The organism is Sphingobacterium hotanense (genome assembly GCF_008274825.1).
GTDB lineage: Bacteria > Bacteroidota > Bacteroidia > Sphingobacteriales > Sphingobacteriaceae > Sphingobacterium > Sphingobacterium hotanense.
Map to the genome: position 1 here is coordinate 1,399,424 of NZ_CP030848.1, position 19,703 is coordinate 1,419,126.

General features: G+C 41.1%; 14 protein-coding genes. 7 read left to right on the forward strand and 7 right to left on the reverse strand.

All coding sequences use genetic code 11. From position 1 onward, the window contains the following. Positions 1 to 323: 323 nt before the first annotated feature. The 5 genes from DSM08_RS19110 to DSM08_RS05845 form a co-directional block, all read right to left on the reverse strand. Complete coding sequence (locus DSM08_RS19110) at positions 324 to 893, reverse strand: transposase (protein WP_223110869.1); 570 nt, start codon at positions 891 to 893, stop codon at positions 324 to 326. Between the two features lie 41 nt (positions 894 to 934). Then, positions 935 to 1,549, reverse strand: a complete 615-nt coding sequence (locus tag DSM08_RS19115; RefSeq protein WP_223110870.1) for an IS110 family RNA-guided transposase — start codon at positions 1,547 to 1,549, stop codon at positions 935 to 937. Between the two features lie 366 nt (positions 1,550 to 1,915). Next, on the reverse strand, positions 1,916 to 3,244 hold the full coding sequence (locus tag DSM08_RS05835; RefSeq protein WP_149525278.1) for an OmpA family protein: 1,329 nt from the start codon (positions 3,242 to 3,244) through the stop codon (positions 1,916 to 1,918). Between the two features lie 101 nt (positions 3,245 to 3,345). Then, positions 3,346 to 4,209 (reverse strand): universal stress protein, encoded by an 864-nt coding sequence (locus DSM08_RS05840; protein WP_149525279.1) that lies wholly within the window; start codon positions 4,207 to 4,209, stop codon positions 3,346 to 3,348. 19 nt (positions 4,210 to 4,228) lie between these two features. Further along, positions 4,229 to 5,062, reverse strand: a complete 834-nt coding sequence (locus DSM08_RS05845) for a universal stress protein (RefSeq protein WP_149525280.1) — start codon at positions 5,060 to 5,062, stop codon at positions 4,229 to 4,231. Between the two features lie 138 nt (positions 5,063 to 5,200). Here DSM08_RS05845 and alaS point away from each other — a divergent pair, with 138 nt between their 5' ends. From alaS to DSM08_RS05870, 5 genes are all read left to right on the forward strand, one after another. Continuing rightward, positions 5,201 to 7,816, forward strand: a complete 2,616-nt coding sequence (alaS, locus tag DSM08_RS05850) for an alanine--tRNA ligase (protein WP_149525281.1) — start codon at positions 5,201 to 5,203, stop codon at positions 7,814 to 7,816. Between the two features lie 6 nt (positions 7,817 to 7,822). Further along, the gene (locus DSM08_RS05855; RefSeq protein WP_149525282.1) at positions 7,823 to 8,926 is read left to right on the forward strand and encodes a TlpA disulfide reductase family protein; all 1,104 of its coding nucleotides are present in this window, start codon (positions 7,823 to 7,825) and stop codon (positions 8,924 to 8,926) included. 104 nt (positions 8,927 to 9,030) lie between these two features. Next, a complete protein-coding gene (locus tag DSM08_RS05860) occupies positions 9,031 to 9,723 on the forward strand; it encodes a response regulator transcription factor (protein ID WP_149525283.1) in 693 nt (230 codons plus the stop codon). A gap of 136 nt (positions 9,724 to 9,859) precedes the next feature. Continuing rightward, positions 9,860 to 11,701: a glutamine--fructose-6-phosphate transaminase (isomerizing) gene (gene glmS, locus DSM08_RS05865; RefSeq protein ID WP_149525284.1), complete on the forward strand. Its 1,842-nt coding sequence runs from the start codon at positions 9,860 to 9,862 to the stop codon at positions 11,699 to 11,701. An 8-nt stretch (positions 11,702 to 11,709) separates the two neighbouring features. Then, entirely contained in the window at positions 11,710 to 13,884 is a 2,175-nt protein-coding gene (locus DSM08_RS05870; protein ID WP_149525285.1) for a DUF4954 family protein, read from the forward strand. A gap of 76 nt (positions 13,885 to 13,960) precedes the next feature. Here the strand turns inward: DSM08_RS05870 and DSM08_RS05875 are convergent, their stop codons facing one another. Beyond that, positions 13,961 to 15,364, reverse strand: a complete 1,404-nt coding sequence (locus DSM08_RS05875; RefSeq protein WP_149525286.1) for a 3-keto-disaccharide hydrolase — start codon at positions 15,362 to 15,364, stop codon at positions 13,961 to 13,963. Positions 15,365 to 15,486: 122 nt separating this feature from the next. Between DSM08_RS05875 and DSM08_RS05880 the strand changes: the two genes are divergently transcribed. Together DSM08_RS05880 and DSM08_RS05885 are read left to right on the forward strand one after the other, a co-directional pair. Further along, a complete protein-coding gene (locus DSM08_RS05880) occupies positions 15,487 to 16,902 on the forward strand; it encodes a Gfo/Idh/MocA family oxidoreductase (RefSeq protein ID WP_149525287.1) in 1,416 nt (471 codons plus the stop codon). 25 nt (positions 16,903 to 16,927) lie between these two features. Then, positions 16,928 to 17,929, forward strand: a complete 1,002-nt coding sequence (locus DSM08_RS05885) for a 3-keto-disaccharide hydrolase (protein WP_149525288.1) — start codon at positions 16,928 to 16,930, stop codon at positions 17,927 to 17,929. Between the two features lie 241 nt (positions 17,930 to 18,170). Here DSM08_RS05885 and DSM08_RS05890 read toward each other — a convergent pair whose 3' ends face one another. Continuing rightward, positions 18,171 to 19,619, reverse strand: a complete 1,449-nt coding sequence (locus tag DSM08_RS05890; protein WP_149527655.1) for an IS1182 family transposase — start codon at positions 19,617 to 19,619, stop codon at positions 18,171 to 18,173. Positions 19,620 to 19,703: the final 84 nt, after the last annotated feature.

Below are 19,703 nucleotides of genomic sequence, written 5' to 3' on the forward strand. Positions count from 1 at the left end.
AAACCCCGCCATTTTTTAATGACGGGGTTCTTTCTTTAAGAGACCTTTTTAGACAGCCTCATTTTTTTCTGAAAGTTATTGTTGTTTTTTCAATCTAAACCAATAAAAAATCAGACCAGTGATTGTTCAAGGGTCTATTTTTTTGTCTGGAATATTTTGTTTCTGTTTCTTAAGTATTCTTCTTGATCAAAAAAAGGACTTTATTACTAAAAACAAGAGTATAATTTTTTCTTCGAGCTCTAAAGGCATCAACTGTTGGTTCTTAAACGTCTGTTATCAGTTTTTTTCACGGGGAGTCTAACCACCAAAAAAAGGTCGATCTTTTATTTATAAGACGTGTTCTTCAGGGTACTCAATTGTTTCTGTAATCTGTCAATTCTTTTAAGTCTTCTATTTTCCAGTATTTTTATATCCTGGGGATGTAATTGATAGGGTTCCATGTCCCTCAGCACATGGTATGCAGCGGTCAATATCTTATGTGCAATGGCTATTGTCGCCTTATTATGTCCTCTTCGGGCAGCGATCTGGTGATGCTTGACTGCAAGTAAGGGATTGGCCTTGGATCTAGAGGCTACCCATGCGGCCTCTACGAGCGTCGTCTTGAGATACTTATTTCCATGTGTTGTTCTGGAGGAATACTTTTTTCCTGCACTCTCATTGTTGCCCGGGCAAACACCAGCCCATGAGGAAAGGTTCTGATGTGTTGCAAATTGGGTCATGTCCGTACCGATCTCTGAGACGATTCCTAATGCTACTTTGGAAGACACTCCCGGAATAGTCTCCAGTAGTTCCAGCTCCCGATACATGATCCTTGCGTACTGTTCCATCTGAGCCTCTGATTGTGCTATTTGTAGATTGATATGATCGATGGATTGCAGTATAAGGGTCAACATGAAGCGGTGGTGATCTGTGACCTTGCCAGTAAGTGCTTTAATCAGTTCTGCGTGTTTCTTGACCAGTGAACCCTTGGTATGCTTGCCAACAGCAAAGGATCGCTCTGACCTTTAGCCATGGATCGGACCATTTCCATGGCGCTTACACCGAATACGTCGCTGACCACGCTCCGCAGTTTGACGTTGGCAGATTCAAGGATGTTCTGCAACCGGTTCTTTTCTGCAGTCCGCATCGCGATCAGCTTGCGTCTATGTCGGTAGAGCTCCCTGAGCTCCCGGATATGTTGTGCTGGAATGAAGCTACCCTTCAGTAGACCGGAAAGAAGCAGTTTGGCGATCCATTCGCTATCCTTCTTATCGGTCTTCTGCCCCGGAACATTCTTGATGTGGCGGGCATTGACCAACAAAATGTGAAAGTAATCTTCCAAAACCGCGTAAACCGGTCGCCAGTAAACACCGGTGCTCTCCATGGCAACCTGTGTAATGGGATGGGATTGAAGCCATTGCACTAAATCATACAGGTCATCCGTAAAAGTTAAGAAGGTTTTTGTCTCTGTATCAAAATCACTACCTTTAATGGTAGCAACTACTGTGTCTTTATGGACATCCAGTCCACAGCCACGATCAAGAATAAAGGGTAATCCGCTGACAGCCATAGGTCTTATATTTATTGGTGCTAAGATACCGTTTTGGCTAAATGCCTATTGGGACTATGAGCCCGTGACTTTCATGGCTGTTGGTGATACCCGAGTATCATGAATGTTTTTTTGGAAAGTGTCTGTTTTAAAAAATCATCAAATGCATCATTGCTGCCGATGTTGAAAGAAAGCCATAAATGCTTTGAGTAGCATTTTTTTAACCGCTAGCAAGGCGTCTGTTGCTTTCACTATTTCCCTAGAATGATTAATTAGCTGTCATTTAATCATTAGGGAAACGGCTTTAAAATGTTCTAAGTGTATACAATGAGAAGGGGCTGTCTTTTGGACAGCCCCTCTCTATTGTGTTTATAGTTTTAGTTATTCCTAGTAAAGGGTAAACTCAACACGTCTGTTTTGTTGACGGCCTTCTGCAGTTTTGTTTGTAGCGATAGGTTGGTTTGGACCATAACCTGTAGCTTCGATGCGAGAAGCGTTAGCACCTTTAGATACTAAGTAAGATTTTACAGATTCAGCACGCTCTTTCGATAAACGTAAGTTAGTTTGCATTGAACCTGTGTTGTCTGTGTGACCAGCTAATTTCAAGCTGAAGTTTTTCTCGATCAATAAAGCAGCAACTCTGTTTAATGATTCGTAAGAAGTTGAACGGATTGTCGCTTTACCTAAGTCGAATTCTAAGTTTTTGATTGCTTCATCAACTACTTTTTTATCTTCTTCAGTAACTACGATTTTCTCTACAACTTTAGTTTCATGTTTGATTTCAGGAAGAGGACATCCAGCACCATCCACTTTTACACCCGCTGGAGTATTTGGACATTTGTCGAATTTGTTAGCAACACCGTCGCCATCATCATCGTTCAAATCGCTGCTGATACCTGCTAATTCTGATTTTAAAGCTTCGTTAGATGCTACTAATGCATCGCGCTCTGCTTTTAACTCATCATATTTCTTAACTAAAGTACCTACTGGGTTACTATTACCTAAGTAAGGTTTGCTGCCATCACCAAGAGCGATTTCTAGACCAGCGTGTGCATACGAGAATAAGTCATTCTTGTATTGACCTGCAGGAACACCGTCGAAGTCTTGGTTAGCCCAGTTTAACTGGTATCCTAAGTCGATGTTGATTCCTTTAGCAACTGCAAATTTGAAACCTGCGTCGATAGGAACGTATAATTTCGTTTGTGAGTCAGCAGTTGATGCAGTTCCGTCAACTGTAGTCGTTGTTTCGAAGTTTAAAGCACCAAGACCAATCGAAGCGTAAGGCTTGATAATGCTGTTAAAGAATCTCCAGTTTGTGTTTGCTAACGTGAATTCTCCTGATAATGCAGCCGACCAAGGCATTTTTGTTTCGAATGCTGATACGGTACCTGCAGCGGCATTTTCATTTGTTCCTGAAACTTTACCACCTAGGTATTGTGCTTTAATACCGAAAGAAGGGGAGATTTGTTTTTTGATGTAGGCACTGTATCCTACGTTGTGGTCTAACTTGTCAAATCCAGCTCTGTTGAAACCGAAGATGTTAGATTGGTTTAATATTCCCGCGTTCACTCCAATCGACCAAGTTCTGTATTCTGATGATGATCCAAGAGGTGTAGTTCCCTCTACTGTTGTTGTGTTTTGTTGAGCAAAAGCTGTTGAGGTAATAAGACCTGCGACAGCAAATAGGCTAGCTTTTTTTAAGTAGTTTGTTTTCATGTGACTAAATTTTACACTTGCTATCGATTAGGCAAATTTGTTGCCAAAACTTGCGTCTTGGCAACAAAGGCTGTAAAATTTGTAGCTTCGTTGTAGCTGTATTAGTCTTTTTGAGGAAGTACGCGTGCGAAGAAGGTAGGTAACTTAATGTCAAACGCAAGTTTCTTAACTACGTTTGATTCAGTGAGTTGGCGGAATACGCTCTTACGGCTTTTTGTTAATAAAAGAATGTCAACCTGCTCATCAATTAATACGGAAGTTACTGCTTGTGCGACACTTTCTTTTTGACGCATAAACAATGATTGTGGTTTGATGATGTAGGTAATATCAGATATGCCTAGCTCATTTTCTATACGGTTTATGAAGTTTTTGAAATCAGCATCAATATCTTTTATTTCTCTATCTTTCACATTGACGTGAATCAATACCAACTCAAAGTCTTTTTTGAATAGTGGGAATGACTGGCTTAAGCATGTTAATTCCGCATCTTTAAAATTACATAATAAGGCTACGCGATTTTTTTTAAGTTTGGTAGCATCTAATGGAACCGCTAGGAGTGGGGTTCTTGTGTTCAGGATGGTGTCATAGGTGTTGCTTCCAATGAAGATAGCTTCCATTCCTGATGAGCCCTTTGTACCCATAACAACGGCATCGTACGATTCCGCATTAGTGATTTTTTTGATTTCATCGTATAAATTACCGTCGCGGAAGATCGCAGTGGACTGCACGCTTGGATAATTCTTTTCGATTTCTGCAATGATATTTTTCATATCTCGCTCTGCCATCGGTACGCGAGGATCTTTCAAAGATGGATCATTTTGAGCATTTATATAAATGTTAGTATGATCTGCAAATACATGCAGTAAGTCTAATGACTGTCCTGATTCTTGTGCGATCTGGCATGCATATTCTACAGCAACGGCTGAGTATTCCGAAAAATCTATAGGTATTAATAATTTGCTCATGATTTCAATATGTTGAATGTTATATTTTGTCAAAAAATGCGGGTTTGTTTATCTCTAATGCGATAGCCTTCGATACGGAACTTGTAAACAAGCGCTCGAAAAATGTCTTGCGGCTCGGAGTTACCAGAATAACGTCTGGATTAATATCTTGGATTAATTTTTCAACGACCTCTGATACAGTATCCAACTCATCATCGTCTTTCTGTATCGGTTCGGCATAGCTGCTCACCTGATCCACCTGAGTCATTTCCTTAATGTTGTATGCCCAGTTATTCAACGTGTCCAGTACGTTTTCTCTTTTTTGGCTAGCCTTGTAGACGTGTATAAGTGAAAGGGATTTCGTTTCATCGACAAGGCGAAGATATTCTGTCAATGTGTCCAACTCTTCATGCTTGAAGTTTGTTAACAAGGCGATATGATTGCTCTCAAAGTGATATTCTTCATTTGGAACAACGACTACCGGAATACTTGATTTTGCGGCAACAGCCATGGTTGTGCTGCCCCAATAAACAGATTTTGCTTTGCTCGCCCCTGACGCCCCCATAATAATCAGGTCGAACATCCCTGAATTCGACATCTCGGCAAGCTTATCCACGATTAAAGCTCTAGAGCATTCGATATAAAAATCTACTGCTGGAAATTGATCTACCAATTTATCTTTTAGCTCTGCGATCAAAAGGTCTGCTTTTAAGATAGGATCCGTTAGATCGTCGTCAATACTGTCGCCTACAGAGGAGGTTGTATAACAGTGGAGCAACATGATACCGGCATTTCTTTTTGTAGCGAGTTCACAGGCGTATAGAGCGGCAAATTCCGAGTTTTTGGAAAAATCGGTAGGGACAATAATCGTCATCTTTTTGATTTATTGAGTTGTTCTTTATTAAGAATATAAATTTACTAAAAATATCGGTGATTATGACAAAAGTTGGTTTTTAAGACTCTTTTAACGTCAATTTTGAGTAAGTTTGCAAGTAAAATATTTACGAAATAGATGACTAGCAGAGAAATACGCCAGGCTTTTTTAGATTTTTTCAAGAGTAAGGGACATCAGATCGTTCCATCCGCTCCTGTGGTAGTGAAAAACGACCCAACATTAATGTTCACGAATGCTGGTATGAACCAGTTTAAGGACTTGTTTTTAGGAGAGGCAGCTATCAAATATCCGCGTGTGGCGGACACACAACGATGTCTTCGTGTTTCTGGTAAACATAATGACTTAGAGGAGGTGGGAATTGATACCTATCACCATACCTTGTTTGAGATGCTTGGAAACTGGTCATTTGGCGATTATTTTAAAAAGGAAGCAATTGAATGGGCTTGGGAACTTCTGACAGGGGTTTTCAAACTGGATAAAGACCGTCTTTATGTAACGATTTTTGAGGGTGATGCGACAGAGGGTTTACAACGCGATTTAGAAGCTTTCGATCTATGGAAGGCATTAATTGCTGAGGACAGAATTCTATTAGGAAATAAGAAGGATAATTTCTGGGAGATGGGCGACACAGGACCATGTGGACCATGTTCGGAAATTCATTACGATATGCGTTCCGACGAAGAGCGCGCGAAAGTAAAAGGTCAGGACTTGGTGAATGCGGACGATCCGCAGGTTATTGAGATCTGGAACCTGGTATTTATGCAATTCAATCGACTTAAAGATAAATCTTTGAAGGCACTTCCTGCAAAGCATGTCGACACTGGGATGGGCTTCGAGCGTTTGGTTCGTTGCATTCAAGGCAAGACATCGAACTACGACACGGATGTTTTTCAACCATTGATCCAATACATTGCGGAAAAATCAACCATCGCTTATGGTGCTGATGAGAAAACGGATATCGCTATGCGTGTTTTGTCAGATCATATCCGTGCGGTTAGTTTCGCCATTGCCGATGGACAATTACCTTCGAATAATAAAGCCGGCTATGTGATTCGTCGTATCCTAAGACGCGCTGTTCGTTATGCTTATACATTTTTGAATTTTAAATCACCGTTTATCCATGAGTTGGTTCCGGTATTAGCGGAGCAATTTAAAGGGGTATTTGATGAACTTTATAGTCAACAAGATTTTGTTGAGAAAGTTGTTTTGGAAGAAGAGGTTTCCTTTCTACGTACTTTGACGACAGGTATTCAGCGATTTGAGAACTACGTTGTAAATCAACCTTCGATCGATGGTAATTTTGCATTCGAATTATTCGATACTTATGGTTTCCCAATCGACTTAACAGAGCTACTTGCTCGTGAGCAAGGCTTGACAGTAGATATGACCGGTTTTGAGCAGGCATTGTTCGCGCAGAAGGAACGCTCGCGTGCCGCTACTGCAATTGATACGGGCGATTGGGTTATTGTATCTGATAATCAGGATACGGAATTTGTAGGTTATGATGTTTTAACGGCTCAAACAGAGATCGTGAAGTATCGTAAGGTTTCTGCTAAGGGAAAAGATCAGTTCCAATTGGTATTATCAGAAACTCCGTTCTATGCTGAAGGCGGTGGTCAGGTCGGAGACACGGGATATCTTCGTTCGCTAGAAACGAATGAGAAGATTTCTATTGTTGACACTAAAAAGGAAAACGGTCTTATTATTCATTTCGTCAATCAATTACCGACGGTATTGACTGGTGAGTTTGAAGCTGTCGTGAATGCCGGAAAGCGTAAAGACACGGAAGCAAATCACTCCGCAACTCACTTATTGCATGCTGCATTGAAGCAGGTATTAGGCGAACATGTAAATCAAAAAGGCTCGTTAGTATCGCCGGATGTCTTGCGATTTGATATATCTCATTTTGCAAAAATGACCTATGAGGAGATCAAAGAGGTAGAAGATATTGTTAATGCGAAGATTCGCGAGGATATTTCGCTAAAAGAGGAGCGTAATGTACCTTATCAACAGGCTATAGAATCTGGAGTAACAGCATTATTTGGTGAGAAATATGGAGATCACGTACGTGTAATTACCTTTGATGATAAATATTCCAAGGAGCTTTGCGGCGGTACGCACGTTCGTGCTACTGGACAGATTGGTTTCTTTAAAATAGTTTCTGAATCGGCAGTGGCCGCTGGTGTTCGTCGTATTGAGGCGATCACAGGAACGAAAGCACAGCAGGTAATACGTGAATACTTTGAGTTGGTGGACAACATGAAGGGGATTTTAAATAATCCTAAAGACTTCGTGTCTGCGATGAGCAAAATCATCGATGAAAACAGTGCCTTGCGTATAGAGATTGAGAAAAGCATTACAGAGAAATCATTGAAGATGCGTGCGGAATTAGAATCTAAATTTGAGCGTATCGGTGAAATCAACTTCTTATCTGCAATTGTTGATCTTCCAAATGCCGACGCGGTTAAGACCTTAGCATTTGCGTTGAAAGGAGCTGTCAATAATCTATTCCTAGTATTAGGAGCTAATTTTGATGGCAAACCAAGTTTGACGGTTATGATTTCTGACGAATTAGCGAAATCAAAGAATTTAAATGCCGGCAATATTGTACGCGAGTTGGCAAAAGATATCCAAGGTGGTGGAGGTGGTCAGCCATTCTTCGCAACTGCAGGAGGAAAGAATAGTGCTGGTTTGCAAACTGCGATTGACCGTGCGAGAGAATTTGTAAAGTAAAATAGAATGAACAAGTCCGTATTACATATTTGTAGTTTATTGTTAGCGGGAGGGATGTTTGCATCCTGTGCTAATGATGAAAATATCCAGATTAAAGGAGTTATTGATAACCCGGGGAATGTGAAGGTGGTTAATTTTTACGAGGGAGACCGTAAGTTGGATTCTACGTTTATTGCAGACGGCAATAGATTTAAGTTTGAGAGACCGGCTACGCAAGAGCGATTGTTAACAGTTGCTGTAGGCAAGAATCGTTATCCGGTTATTGTAGAACCTGGCAAGGCACTCACCTTTTCAGTTGATATGCAGCAACCTGAAAACTATTCAGTAGAAGGGTCGGAGCTATCGACAAAACTCAAAGACTTTGCTGCTTTGAAGGGACGCATTGATTTTGTTAGAGACTCCCTGCAACAAGTATTTACAAAAGCGACAAGTGATCTAGGTGTCAATGAAATTCAGAATCTTCGTTCGGAGATGCTACAGAAATTTGAACCCTTCTTCAAAGATTACGTAAAAGAATCTGTGGAGTTTGCGAATAAGAATCAAGATCTAGCTGGTTTCTATGTAATGAGCACCTTAGATCCGGAGATGGCGGAACAAGAATTGATTAGCTATGCTGATGAAATAAAAGATAAGTTCACCGACAATCGCTATGTCAACGATTTCAAAACAGAGGTGAATAAACTTCGGAAGTTGGCGATCGGTCAGCCGGCGCCTGCACTGCAAGCTTACACCAAGGATAATAAGCTTGTGAAGCTTTCAGACTTTCAAGGTAAAACCGTCTTGGTCGATTTCTGGGCTTCATGGTGTATGCCATGTCGTGAGGAAAATCCAAACATTGTTAAGCAATATCACAGATTTAAGAATAAGAATTTCACCGTTCTTGGAGTATCATTAGATAATAATCCAGGTCCATGGATGCGCGCGATTGCAGAAGATAAGTTGGAATGGACTAATATTTCCGATCTGCAAGCTTGGAGTTCACCCCTAGTCATAGACTACCAAATCAAAGGTATTCCTACCTCTTACATTGTGGATGGTACGGGAAAGATAATTGCTAAGAACTTAAGAGGGCAGGAGTTAGAAGATTTTTTAACGAAAACCTTAAATTAAGAATAATGCATTGTTAAGTTATATTTAAGTGTTAACAATTATATAATATTTGATTAACTTTATCTTATGATTAAGTACATAACTTAGCAAAAAAAATACATTATATGGCTAGTAAGCAGAAAATTCTAGTGGTTGACGATGAAGCAGACATTGTTGAATTGATTTCGTATAATTTAACCAAAGAGGGATACCAAGTTTACACCGCTGCTAACGGTAAAGAAGGAATTAAAGTTGCAAAGGAAGTTTATCCAGATTTAATCATCTTGGATGTGATGATGCCGGAAATGGATGGTATTGAAGCTTGTCGTTTAATGCGTTCTATGCCTGAATTCAAACAGACTTTCATGGTTTTCTTAACAGCGAGAAGCGAGGAATATTCGGAAATTGCTGGATTCCATGTTGGTGCGGATGATTATATTGCTAAACCAATCAAGCCGCGCGCTTTGATGAGCCGTATCAATGCTATCTTACGTAGAAACACATCCGAAGTTATTGATGATCAAGCGACAGATAAGCTAGAGATTTCAGACTTAGTAATCGACCGTGACTCTTTCTTAGTGTACCGTGGCGAAGAAAAGTTCGTATTAGCGAAGAAGGAGTTTGAGCTTTTATACTTATTAGCCTCGAAACCTAATAAGGTTTTTACACGAGAGCAAATCTTAAAAGCAATCTGGGAAGATTCAGTAGTTGTAACCAATCGTACGATTGATGTTCATATTCGAAAACTACGTGAGAAGATTGGGGATAGCTATGTTACTACGGTAAAAGGAGTTGGCTATAAATTCGAATTAAATTAACACAAAATTAATTAATATAAAACCGGACTTGGTCCGGTTTTTGTTTTTTATGGCAGTCAATCGATTGCGTTGACTGATTTTATCTCTATATTTAGAAAGAAATTATAACGAAAACTTAAATTAAACGAGAACAATTATGTGTGGAATCGTCGGATACACCGGAAAACGTCAAGCTTATCCAATAGTTATTGATGGCTTGAAAAAACTTGAGTACCGTGGCTATGATAGCGCTGGAGTCGCTTTACAAACGGGTGATGCTGTTAAAGTTTATAAAAAAGAGGGAAAGGTTGCAGCACTGGAAGAGTTTGTGGGAGACCAATCAACGGAAGGGACGACTGGCATCGGCCACACGCGTTGGGCAACACACGGTGAGCCGTCTGATAGAAATGCACATCCTCATGTGTCTAAATCTGGCAACTTGGCGATGATTCACAATGGTATTATTGAGAACTATGCCTCGCTTAAAAACGAACTGATTAAAGACGGGTATGAGTTTCATAGTGATACGGACTCTGAAGTATTACTGAATTTTATCGAAGATATCCAACTTAACAATAACTGTAGTCTAGAAGAAGCAATTCGTATTGCTTTAAAACGCGTTACGGGTGCTTATGTAATCTTGATCGTTTCAGCGGATCAGCCTGATACGATCATTGCTGCAAGAAAGGGTAGCCCATTAGTAATCGGAATTGGCAATAATGAACATTTCCTGGGATCTGATGCTTCGCCTATGCTTGCTTACACCAAGGAAGTGGTTTATATCAACGACTACGAACTGGCAATTGTTCGTCCGGATGAATTGATCTTAAAGAACCTTGGTAATGAAACAATCACACCATTTGTTCAAAAGCTTGATATGGAATTAGCCGCCATTGAAAAAGGAGGCTATGATCATTTCATGTTGAAAGAGATCTTCGAACAGCCAACGACTATTGCGGATTCCCTTCGCGGACGTTTGGTTTTGAACGAATCAAAGATCATTTTAAGCGGTATTGACATCATTCAGGAGAAACTTTTAAATGCCCGTCGTATTATCATCGTTGCTTGTGGAACAAGCTGGCATGCAGGCTTAGTTGCTGAATATGTGATTGAGGAGTTATGCCGAATCAATGTTGAAGTGGAGTATGCATCGGAGTTCCGATATAGAAACCCTATTATTACGGATGAAGACGTTATTATCGCTATTTCACAAAGTGGCGAAACGGCAGATACATTGGTTGCTCTTGAGCGCGCTAAAGAGCAGGGGGCAACAATCTTTGGTATTGTCAATGTGGTTGGTTCATCGATTGCTCGTATTTCACATGCCGGATGTTATACCCACGCAGGTCCTGAAATTGGCGTAGCAAGTACCAAAGCCTATACTGCGCAATTAGCTGTATTGATGTTACTAGCGTTGAAGGTTGCGAAAATGAAAGGTACTATCTCCGAAGAACGCTTCGTAGAACTATCTCAGGAATTAAATAGCGTTCCGGAGAAAGTAGAATGGGTGTTGAAAAATGAAGTGGATAATATCAAAGCGATTGCTTATAAATACAAAGACGCGCACGATGTTCTTTATTTAGGTCGTGGATATAACTTTCCAACCGCACTCGAAGGCGCGTTGAAACTTAAAGAGATTTCTTACATCCACGCTGAAGGCTATCCTGCTGCAGAGATGAAGCATGGGCCGATCGCGCTTGTGGATGATAAACTTCCTGTTGTTTTTGTAGCAACAAAAGATGTGTACCATGAGAAGGTGATCAGCAATATGCAGGAAATCAAAGCGCGTAAGGGTAAAGTGATTGCGGTGGTATCGGAAGGAGACGAGATTACTCATAGCATCGCCGATGATATCATGACAGTTCCGGTTCTGGACGAAGTTTTAGCACCAATTTTGACCGTTGTGCCGTTGCAGCTACTATCTTACTACATTGGAGTTTATCGTGGATTAGATGTCGACAAACCACGTAATTTAGCGAAGTCGGTTACAGTAGAATAGTCAAGCTTATGGGGTATGTCAATAAGATTCCTTTAAGTCGCATCGGTTATGATTTTATTCCTGCCGAGTACTTAGAGGAGGGGAGAGACGAATACTACTTTCGTTTTCAACAACAGAAGTCCGATAAGACCTATAGAAATCTTACCGCAGAAGAAATCCAAAGATTAGAGGCTAATGCCAACGAGTCTACCAATTGGAATGATGTACTCGTTACTGATAAATTCCTTCCTAATCAAATCAAACGATCTAAGTTTTACGGCTTGGTGCGTATTGGCGACATGGAAGAGGTTTATTTAGAGTATCGTGATATCCGATTAGCATGTGGTATTTATAACTCCCATATCATCAGCTGTGATCTGGGAGATTGCATAGCCTTGCATCAGGTTCGTTACATTGCTCATTTCATCGTTGGTAATGAGGTTATTCTGCTCAACGTTAATGAAATGGAAACGAGTTCCAGCGCAAAGTTCGGAAACGGCATCCTAAAAGACGGCGATAAAGAAGAAAGCCGCATTTACTTGGAAGTCTGCAACGAGAATGGGAATCGTAGAGTCCTACCATTTGATGGGATGCAAGCGGCGGATGTTTATCTGTGGACGAGAAATAGACAAGATAAGGTACTTCAGGATCGCTTTTTTGAAATGACCAACAAATGCTTTACGTCGGAGCGCGGATTTTATAGTGAGATCGGTGATCGTACGGTCATCAAGAACTCGCATACCATCAAGAACGTCAAGATCGGTTCTGACGCTTATATTAAAGGCGTTAATAAACTAAAAAATGTAACGGTCAATTCGACATCCGAAGCTTATACACAGATTGGTGAGGGATGTGAATTAGTGAATGGCATTATTGGCTATGGCTGCCGTGTATTCTATGGAGTAAAGGCGGTACGCTTTATATTATCATCCTATTCGCAATTGAAATATGGCGCACGTTTGATCAACTCCTTTTTAGGAGATAACTCAACAATTTCCTGTTGCGAGGTGTTGAACTCATTGATCTTTCCTGCGCATGAACAACACCATAATAACTCTTTCCTATGTGCCAGTTTAATTATGGGGCAGTCAAATATGGCTGCAGGCGCAACGGTAGGCTCTAACCATAATTCTAGAGGAGCCGATGGCGAAATTATCGCGGGGCGTGGCTTTTGGCCTGGGCTCTGCGTGAGCTTAAAACATAACTCACGATTCGCATCTTACAGCTTAATCGTCAAAGGCGATTTCCAACATGAGATGGATGTTCGTGTCCCGTTTTCTTTGATCAGTAATGATGTGAAGAACGATCAGTTGGTTATTGTGCCGGGTTATTGGTTTATGTACAATATGTATGCGCTGATGCGCAATACCAATAAGTTCTTAAGTCGTGATAAACGTCAGTTCAAGAATCAATATTTTGAGTATGATATTCTTGCGCCGGATACGATCAACGAGTTGTTCGATTCATTGAAGGAAATACGATCCGCTGTTGCCCTAGCGCTATCTAAAGTAAGCGAGGGGAATGGAATTAGCGCTGAATCTTGGTTAAATGGTTCATCGGGTCCAACATTGGAAGTACTTCTGCAAAACACAGAGTTTTCGAAACGCAAAGTTGTTTTGTTGAAACCGAAAGAGTCATACGCACTTTTCAAGAAGTTAATTCGCTATTATGCAGTTTGTCAGGTATTGGAACTCGTGAGCCCTGATGATTTTGACAGGGAGTTAATGCATAACAGTTTATCGGTTTCCGAAAGAGTATCCTTCGTCAATGTGGGCGGGCAGTTGATGCCTTCGCATAAAATGGAAAGTTTACTAGAGGATATTCGTTCTGGAGAAGTGGCTACTTGGAAAGATGTGCATGCACAGTATCGTACGCTTAGCGGTGAATATTTACAAGACAAACTTCAACATGCTTTGATCTCGCTTGCCGAAGTTACAGAAAGAGAATCAAACACTTGGGATTTAGACTTTTGGCACGAGCTGTTTGACGAAGCTCTGGAGACCAAGAAGTGGATATGCGATGAGATCCGCAAGACTCGCGAAAAAGACTACAGTAATCCGTTCCGTATGATGGTGTACAATTCACCGGAAGAAATGGATGAGGTGGTTGGAAAGTTGAGCGATAATTCTTTTATCAATCTTCAGGATGAAGAACTGCGGATATTTAAAGAGAAGCTTCTGCGATTCTCAACGGTATTAAAATAACATACAAAAGGGCGATGTATTCAACTACATCGCCCTTTTTCTTATTAAAGTCGAACGTCTCGACGAACAAGATCTTTTATTTCAATTCTTTGATTTTTATACTTCTGAAAGATACTGCGTCGCCATGATCCTGCAAAAGGATGTGTCCTTGTTCGGCTTCACCAAAGTTTTTCCAATCTTTGTATTTGCTGCCTGCGACAAGTTTTCTAAATTCTTCCGAACCTCTAACAAATTCTAACATCTTAAACCCGTTTAACCAGTAAGTTACTTTGTTGTTAGGTTCAACAACAAGGCGTCCGCGGTTCCACTCGCCAATTGGTTTTCTTGCACGTTTATTTTTGTCCGATGTGATTAGATCGTATAATGATGCTAATGTTCTGTTTCCATCTTTGCCTAGTTTAGCATCAGGATGCAATTCATCATCTAAGATTTGATATTCCGGACCGATCGCTGAGCCTTTAGTTTCCTCATTCAATGTAACAAAATATTTAACACCGGAATTTGCACCCGGGGTCAACTTAAAATCGAAGGAAAGGTCAAATGCTTTGTACTGCTTATCTGTAATGATGTCACCTCCATTGGTCGATTCGCCGCCATCAGATTTCTGCACAGAGATGATCCCGTTTTCAATCTTCCAGCCTTTTTCCGGAAATCCACCGCCACGCGCGCTTTTCCATCCCGTTGCATCTTTCCCATTGAACAATAGGCTATACCCCGCTTTTTGCTCTTCCTCAGTCAAACCGTTCGCATTGGTATTGACGATGTAGACATCAGTAGGAAAATTCGCTGGTTTTAAGTTCTTTGTTTGGATCTTGATGTTTTTGAAATACACCTTTTTGCCATCTAAGGAATCGGGGATGGCATGCACCTGCAGAGCAATAAATCCAGAGGCATCAATGCTATCAACTAAATGCGCCGAAGGCACATCATTTACCCAGGTTTTCATCTCATTCCCTATGGCTTCGATGCGGATCTTATTGTATTCATTAGGTCTATAAGCTGTTTTAGCCGCAGGGTTTAAATCTAAAGGGTAAAGCCACAGTCTTCTCCCTTCATCATATATTCCGCCTGTCCAAGCTCTCGGAGTAGGGTCTACATCCACCTGCCGACCGTAGACTCTACCTTTGCCGTTATTTGCGTTCGCATCGTAATGACTGCGGGTCTGTATGCCGGAATTTGTTGTAGCACCTTCCAGCTTAATATCAAGCTCTAAAATAAAATCACCGTATTCTTTTTCTGTTACCAAGAAGCTATTCGGAGTTCCTTTCACCATGGTGCCGACGATCGCGTCATCTTCAATCGTGTAAGGCGCCTTGCCGGCAAGGGTTTTCCATCCGGTCAAGTCTTTACCATTAAATAGTTGCTCCCAATCGCTATCAGACGTGTTCTTATTTGCACTTTGACAGGATGCCGAGAGAACAAAGAGGGAAAGGGCACAAGAGGATAGGGAATAAATAGAGTTTTTTATAAATCTTCTCATCTTAAGTTTTTGTTGATTTTGTAACAGGTTTAATGATAATCAGCGATTATCATGTTGAAATTAATATTTTTTTTTAATTTTAACATACGATCATTAATAAATTTAAACCTAAACACTATTTCATGGATCATTTTTTTTCTCGTAGAAGCTTCATCAAGAAGTCCGTTATGGCAGGAGGAGCAGTGGCATTGGCAAACAGTAGTCTGGCGAATGTAGTGATGGCGAAGCCCAACGAGCGTGTTAACCTCGCGGCTGTGGGGATTGGAAATCGTGCTGCTGAGATTCTTTTGGAGTTTCATAAGACTGGACTTTGTAATATTGTTGCGCTATGTGATGTAGACATGGGCGCAAAACATACCGAAGCCATTCTGAAGAAGTTTCCAGAAGTTCCACGTTTCCATGATTTTCGTCAGATGTTCGATAAGATGGGCAATCAAATAGATGCGGTGTCGGTCGGTGTTCCCGACTTTTCCCATTTCCCGATTACCATGATGGCCTTGGACTTGGGCAAGCATGTCTATGTGGAAAAACCTATGGCTCGTACGTTCTTAGAGGTGGAACTGATGATGGCTAAAGCGAAGAAAAATCCAAAACTGGCAACGCAAATGGGTAACCAAGGTCACTCCGATGCGAACTATTTCCAGTTTAAAGCATGGAAAGACGCCGGAATTATCAAAGATGTAACCCGAATCGTGGGGCATATGAATATGCCGCGGAGATGGCATGGCTGGGATGTGAATATCAAGAACTTCCCACCTGCGGAGAAGATACCTGAAACATTAGATTGGGATTTATGGCAGATGCAGACGCTTGGCCATAACTATAATAAAGACTTTATCAATGGTCAGTGGCGTTGTTGGTATGATTTCGGAATGGGAGCTCTTGGCGACTGGGGTGCTCACATCTTAGATACGGCGCATGAGTTTTTAGAATTAGGTCTTCCGACACGTATGGAAGCTGTGCGTCTGGATGGACATAACTCTTTCTTCTTCCCGATGTCATCGACATTGAAATTTAGCTTTCCAAAGCGTAAGCGGATGCCTGCTGTTGATATCATGTGGTACGACGGTTTGGATAATTTACCTCCAATTCCTGCAGGCTATGGTATTTCGGGCTTAGATCCAAATATTCCGCCACCAAGTACCGGGAAGTTGGAACCCGCAAAACTGAATCCGGGCAAAATTATATATAGCAAGGATTTAACCTTTAAAGGTGGCTCTCATGGCAGTACATTGAGCATTATCCCAGAGGAAAAAGCGAAAGACTTAGCCAACAAATTGCCGGAGGTTCCGATATCGCCTTCTAACCACTTCGCAAATTTCTTGAAAGCGTGTAAGGGACAAGAGAAAACCCGCTCATCCTTTGAGGTAGCCGGGCCATTGAGTCAAATCTTCTGCCTTGGCGTGATAGCACAACGATTGAATACGAAGTTTGATTTCGATCCGGTGAAAAAAGAGATCGTAAATGATAAATTTGCAAATGCCCTATTGGTGGGGCCTCCGCCTAAAAAGGGATGGGAGCAATATTATGTAGTTTAAATAGAACCAAAAAAAGATAAATAAAATGATTAAACAATTTGCAACTGGTCTGGCCTTCACCACGATCTTAAGTTTGAGCTTAAGCTCTTGTAATAACAGTTCGACTCAGGAGAAAAAGGAAGAGGAAGTACACAATCCCGCTTCACAAACTATTCCAGAGGAATCAAAGGATTTATTGGGGCGTTGGGATTTGACGGTTGATAAAAAAGGAACATCAGTGCCTTCATGGATCGAAATCAAGTTGTCGGGATTCACGACATTGGTTGGTTCATGGGTAGGAGATAGCGGTAGCAGCCGCCCGATCTCTCATATTAAATTAGCGAATGGCAAGTTCTCATTCGCAATTCCTCCGCAGTGGGAAGGTGGCGAAGGTGATTTCGTTATTGAAGGTGAATTAGCCGGAGGAGCACTGAAAGGAACGATTACTTCCAACACAGGCGAGAAGTATACATTTACTGGTGTTAAAGCACCATATTTAGTGCGTGAGAAAGCAGCAGAATGGGGAACTCCAATAGAACTGTTCAACGGAAAAGATCTCACCGGATGGAAGCCATCTTCCGACAAAAATCAATGGGTAGTTAAAGATGGTGTTCTTACCAATCAAGAGGCGGGAGCAAACTTAATTTCCGAGCAAAGTTTCGAAGACTTTAAGCTGAGCTTGGAGTTCCGTTATCCTGAAGGTAGTAACTCTGGAGTTTACCTGAGAGGACGCTATGAAGTTCAAATTGAAGATTCTCCAAAGGACAAACACCCGGGAGCACTTTATTTTGGAGGAGTATACGGCTTCTTGGCGCCGAACGAAATGGCGACATTAGGCGCGAATGAATGGCAGAAATTTGATATTACTTTAGTGGGCCGATTGGTTACTATCGTAGCGAACGGAAAAACTATCATCAGCAACCAAGAGATACCAGGAATTACTGGTGGTGCGCTAGATAGCAAAGAAGGCGAGCCAGGACCACTTTACATCCAAGGTGACCATGGACCTATCGAATTCAGAAAAATCACTGTGACGCCTGCAAAATAGGCTGCAGAACAGATAAAAAGAAAGGGACTGCTGATTCGAGGGCACTGAAAAAGCCTCAACTTTCTAATGAGACTTAAAGAAATGACTGAGTATAGGTTTTCCCTTACTCGGTCATTTTTGTTTAAAGGATTTCTGGAAGTTTATTTTTTAATGGTCTTGTTGAAGCTGTAAGCGACTAGGACTTGCTATTTGAGTTTTTAGCATCCCATATAGGCTTTTTTTGAGGCAATATCCCGCCTTTTTAGATCAATTTCAGGATTCTTTTCAAGTTTACGGTGAAGATGGCCATTGCGCCCTGCATTTCCATATTGTGGATTCCATAAGCATCAGCTCTGCCATAGCCATGGACATTCTTGAGCTCACTGTTCTTGGCCTCGATCTTATACCTTTGCTTAGACTTGCTTCGATAATAATCGGTTTGCTGGAAAGCCATCTGCTCCCTATGGAGTTCGGATTTTATGGAGACTGAATAGGATTTGGTTCTGGCCCCTTGCTTGTAACATCCTTCCCTAATAGGACAGACCTTACATTTCTCCACATCAAAGTAATAGGTCTCCGTTTGATTTGTACCTTGTTCCTTCTTTCCCTGACGCGCCTTGCGGATGGCCAAATGTCCTGCGGGACAAACAAACATATCCGCATCTTTATTATAGTCAAACTTGTCTTTATCTTTCCTAAAGCCTTGGGTAATGGATGGATTTAATTTAGCGATGATATCAATATTTTGTTCTTTTGCCAACTGAAGATTTTCTTTTCCCGAATACGCGGCATCACCTATTATCGTATCCACTTGCATTCCATTCTGCTGGCTGATCTCTAATAACCTAGGTAGTTCAGGGCCATCACCTTTTTCGCCTGTAGTAACGACCGCTGCTGTAATGATGCGTTCCTCAGTCATCGCCAGATGTGTTTTATATCCAAAGAAACTGCTGTCCACTGACTTGTGTCCAAGTCTGGCCTCATCATCCTTAGAGAGCAGATAGTATTCTTTTGTGTCTTCAATGGTTTCCTTCAACAGATTCAGCTTTTCTTTCACAGCCGGTATTTCACTGATAGATTGATCTTCATCAAGGGCCCTCTGTAATTCCCTGCAATAAGCAAGCTCTTGATCCAGGTCGTTGGATTCATTCTTTTGTGGTAGATTCCTCTTGTATTCCCCATCAATCTGATATATCGCTTTTCTTAATAGCTTGGAGCGTTCCCTGAGTACTGCCAATGCTGTGTGCGGATTCGATCTGGAAACGGTATGGGTCGCGTCTACGATAATGGACTTTGATTTTATAATGCCTTTTTCAAGAGCAATCGTTACGGTCTTATTGATTAACAGGTTCAACAGATCCATATCTTTTAATCGTAGTTTGCGGAATTTGGTAAGCGAACTTGAATTGATCACATCCTCCTCTGGTGCCATTTCAAGAAAATATTTGAAGGACATATCATATCTGGAACGTTCAACGACATCTACATCCGAAACGGTGTAGATCGTTTTTAACAGAAGATACTTGAACATCTTGATAGGGCTCTCCGCTGTACGGCCATTCGTCTGGTAATACTTAGCCAAAAGCTCGTCATAGATAAAACTGAAATCGATAAGATCGTTGATTTTTCGAAGTAGATTATCTTTTGGTACGATAATATCGTACAATCCTGAATAGGAACTGAACTGTATTTTTTGTTGGGTAGAGAGCATCCTGATGTCCATTAAAGCCTACCTTAAAATACGAAAAAGGGAGCAGAAAACCGTAGTTTTCGACTCCCTTTTTTAACCTTTTTT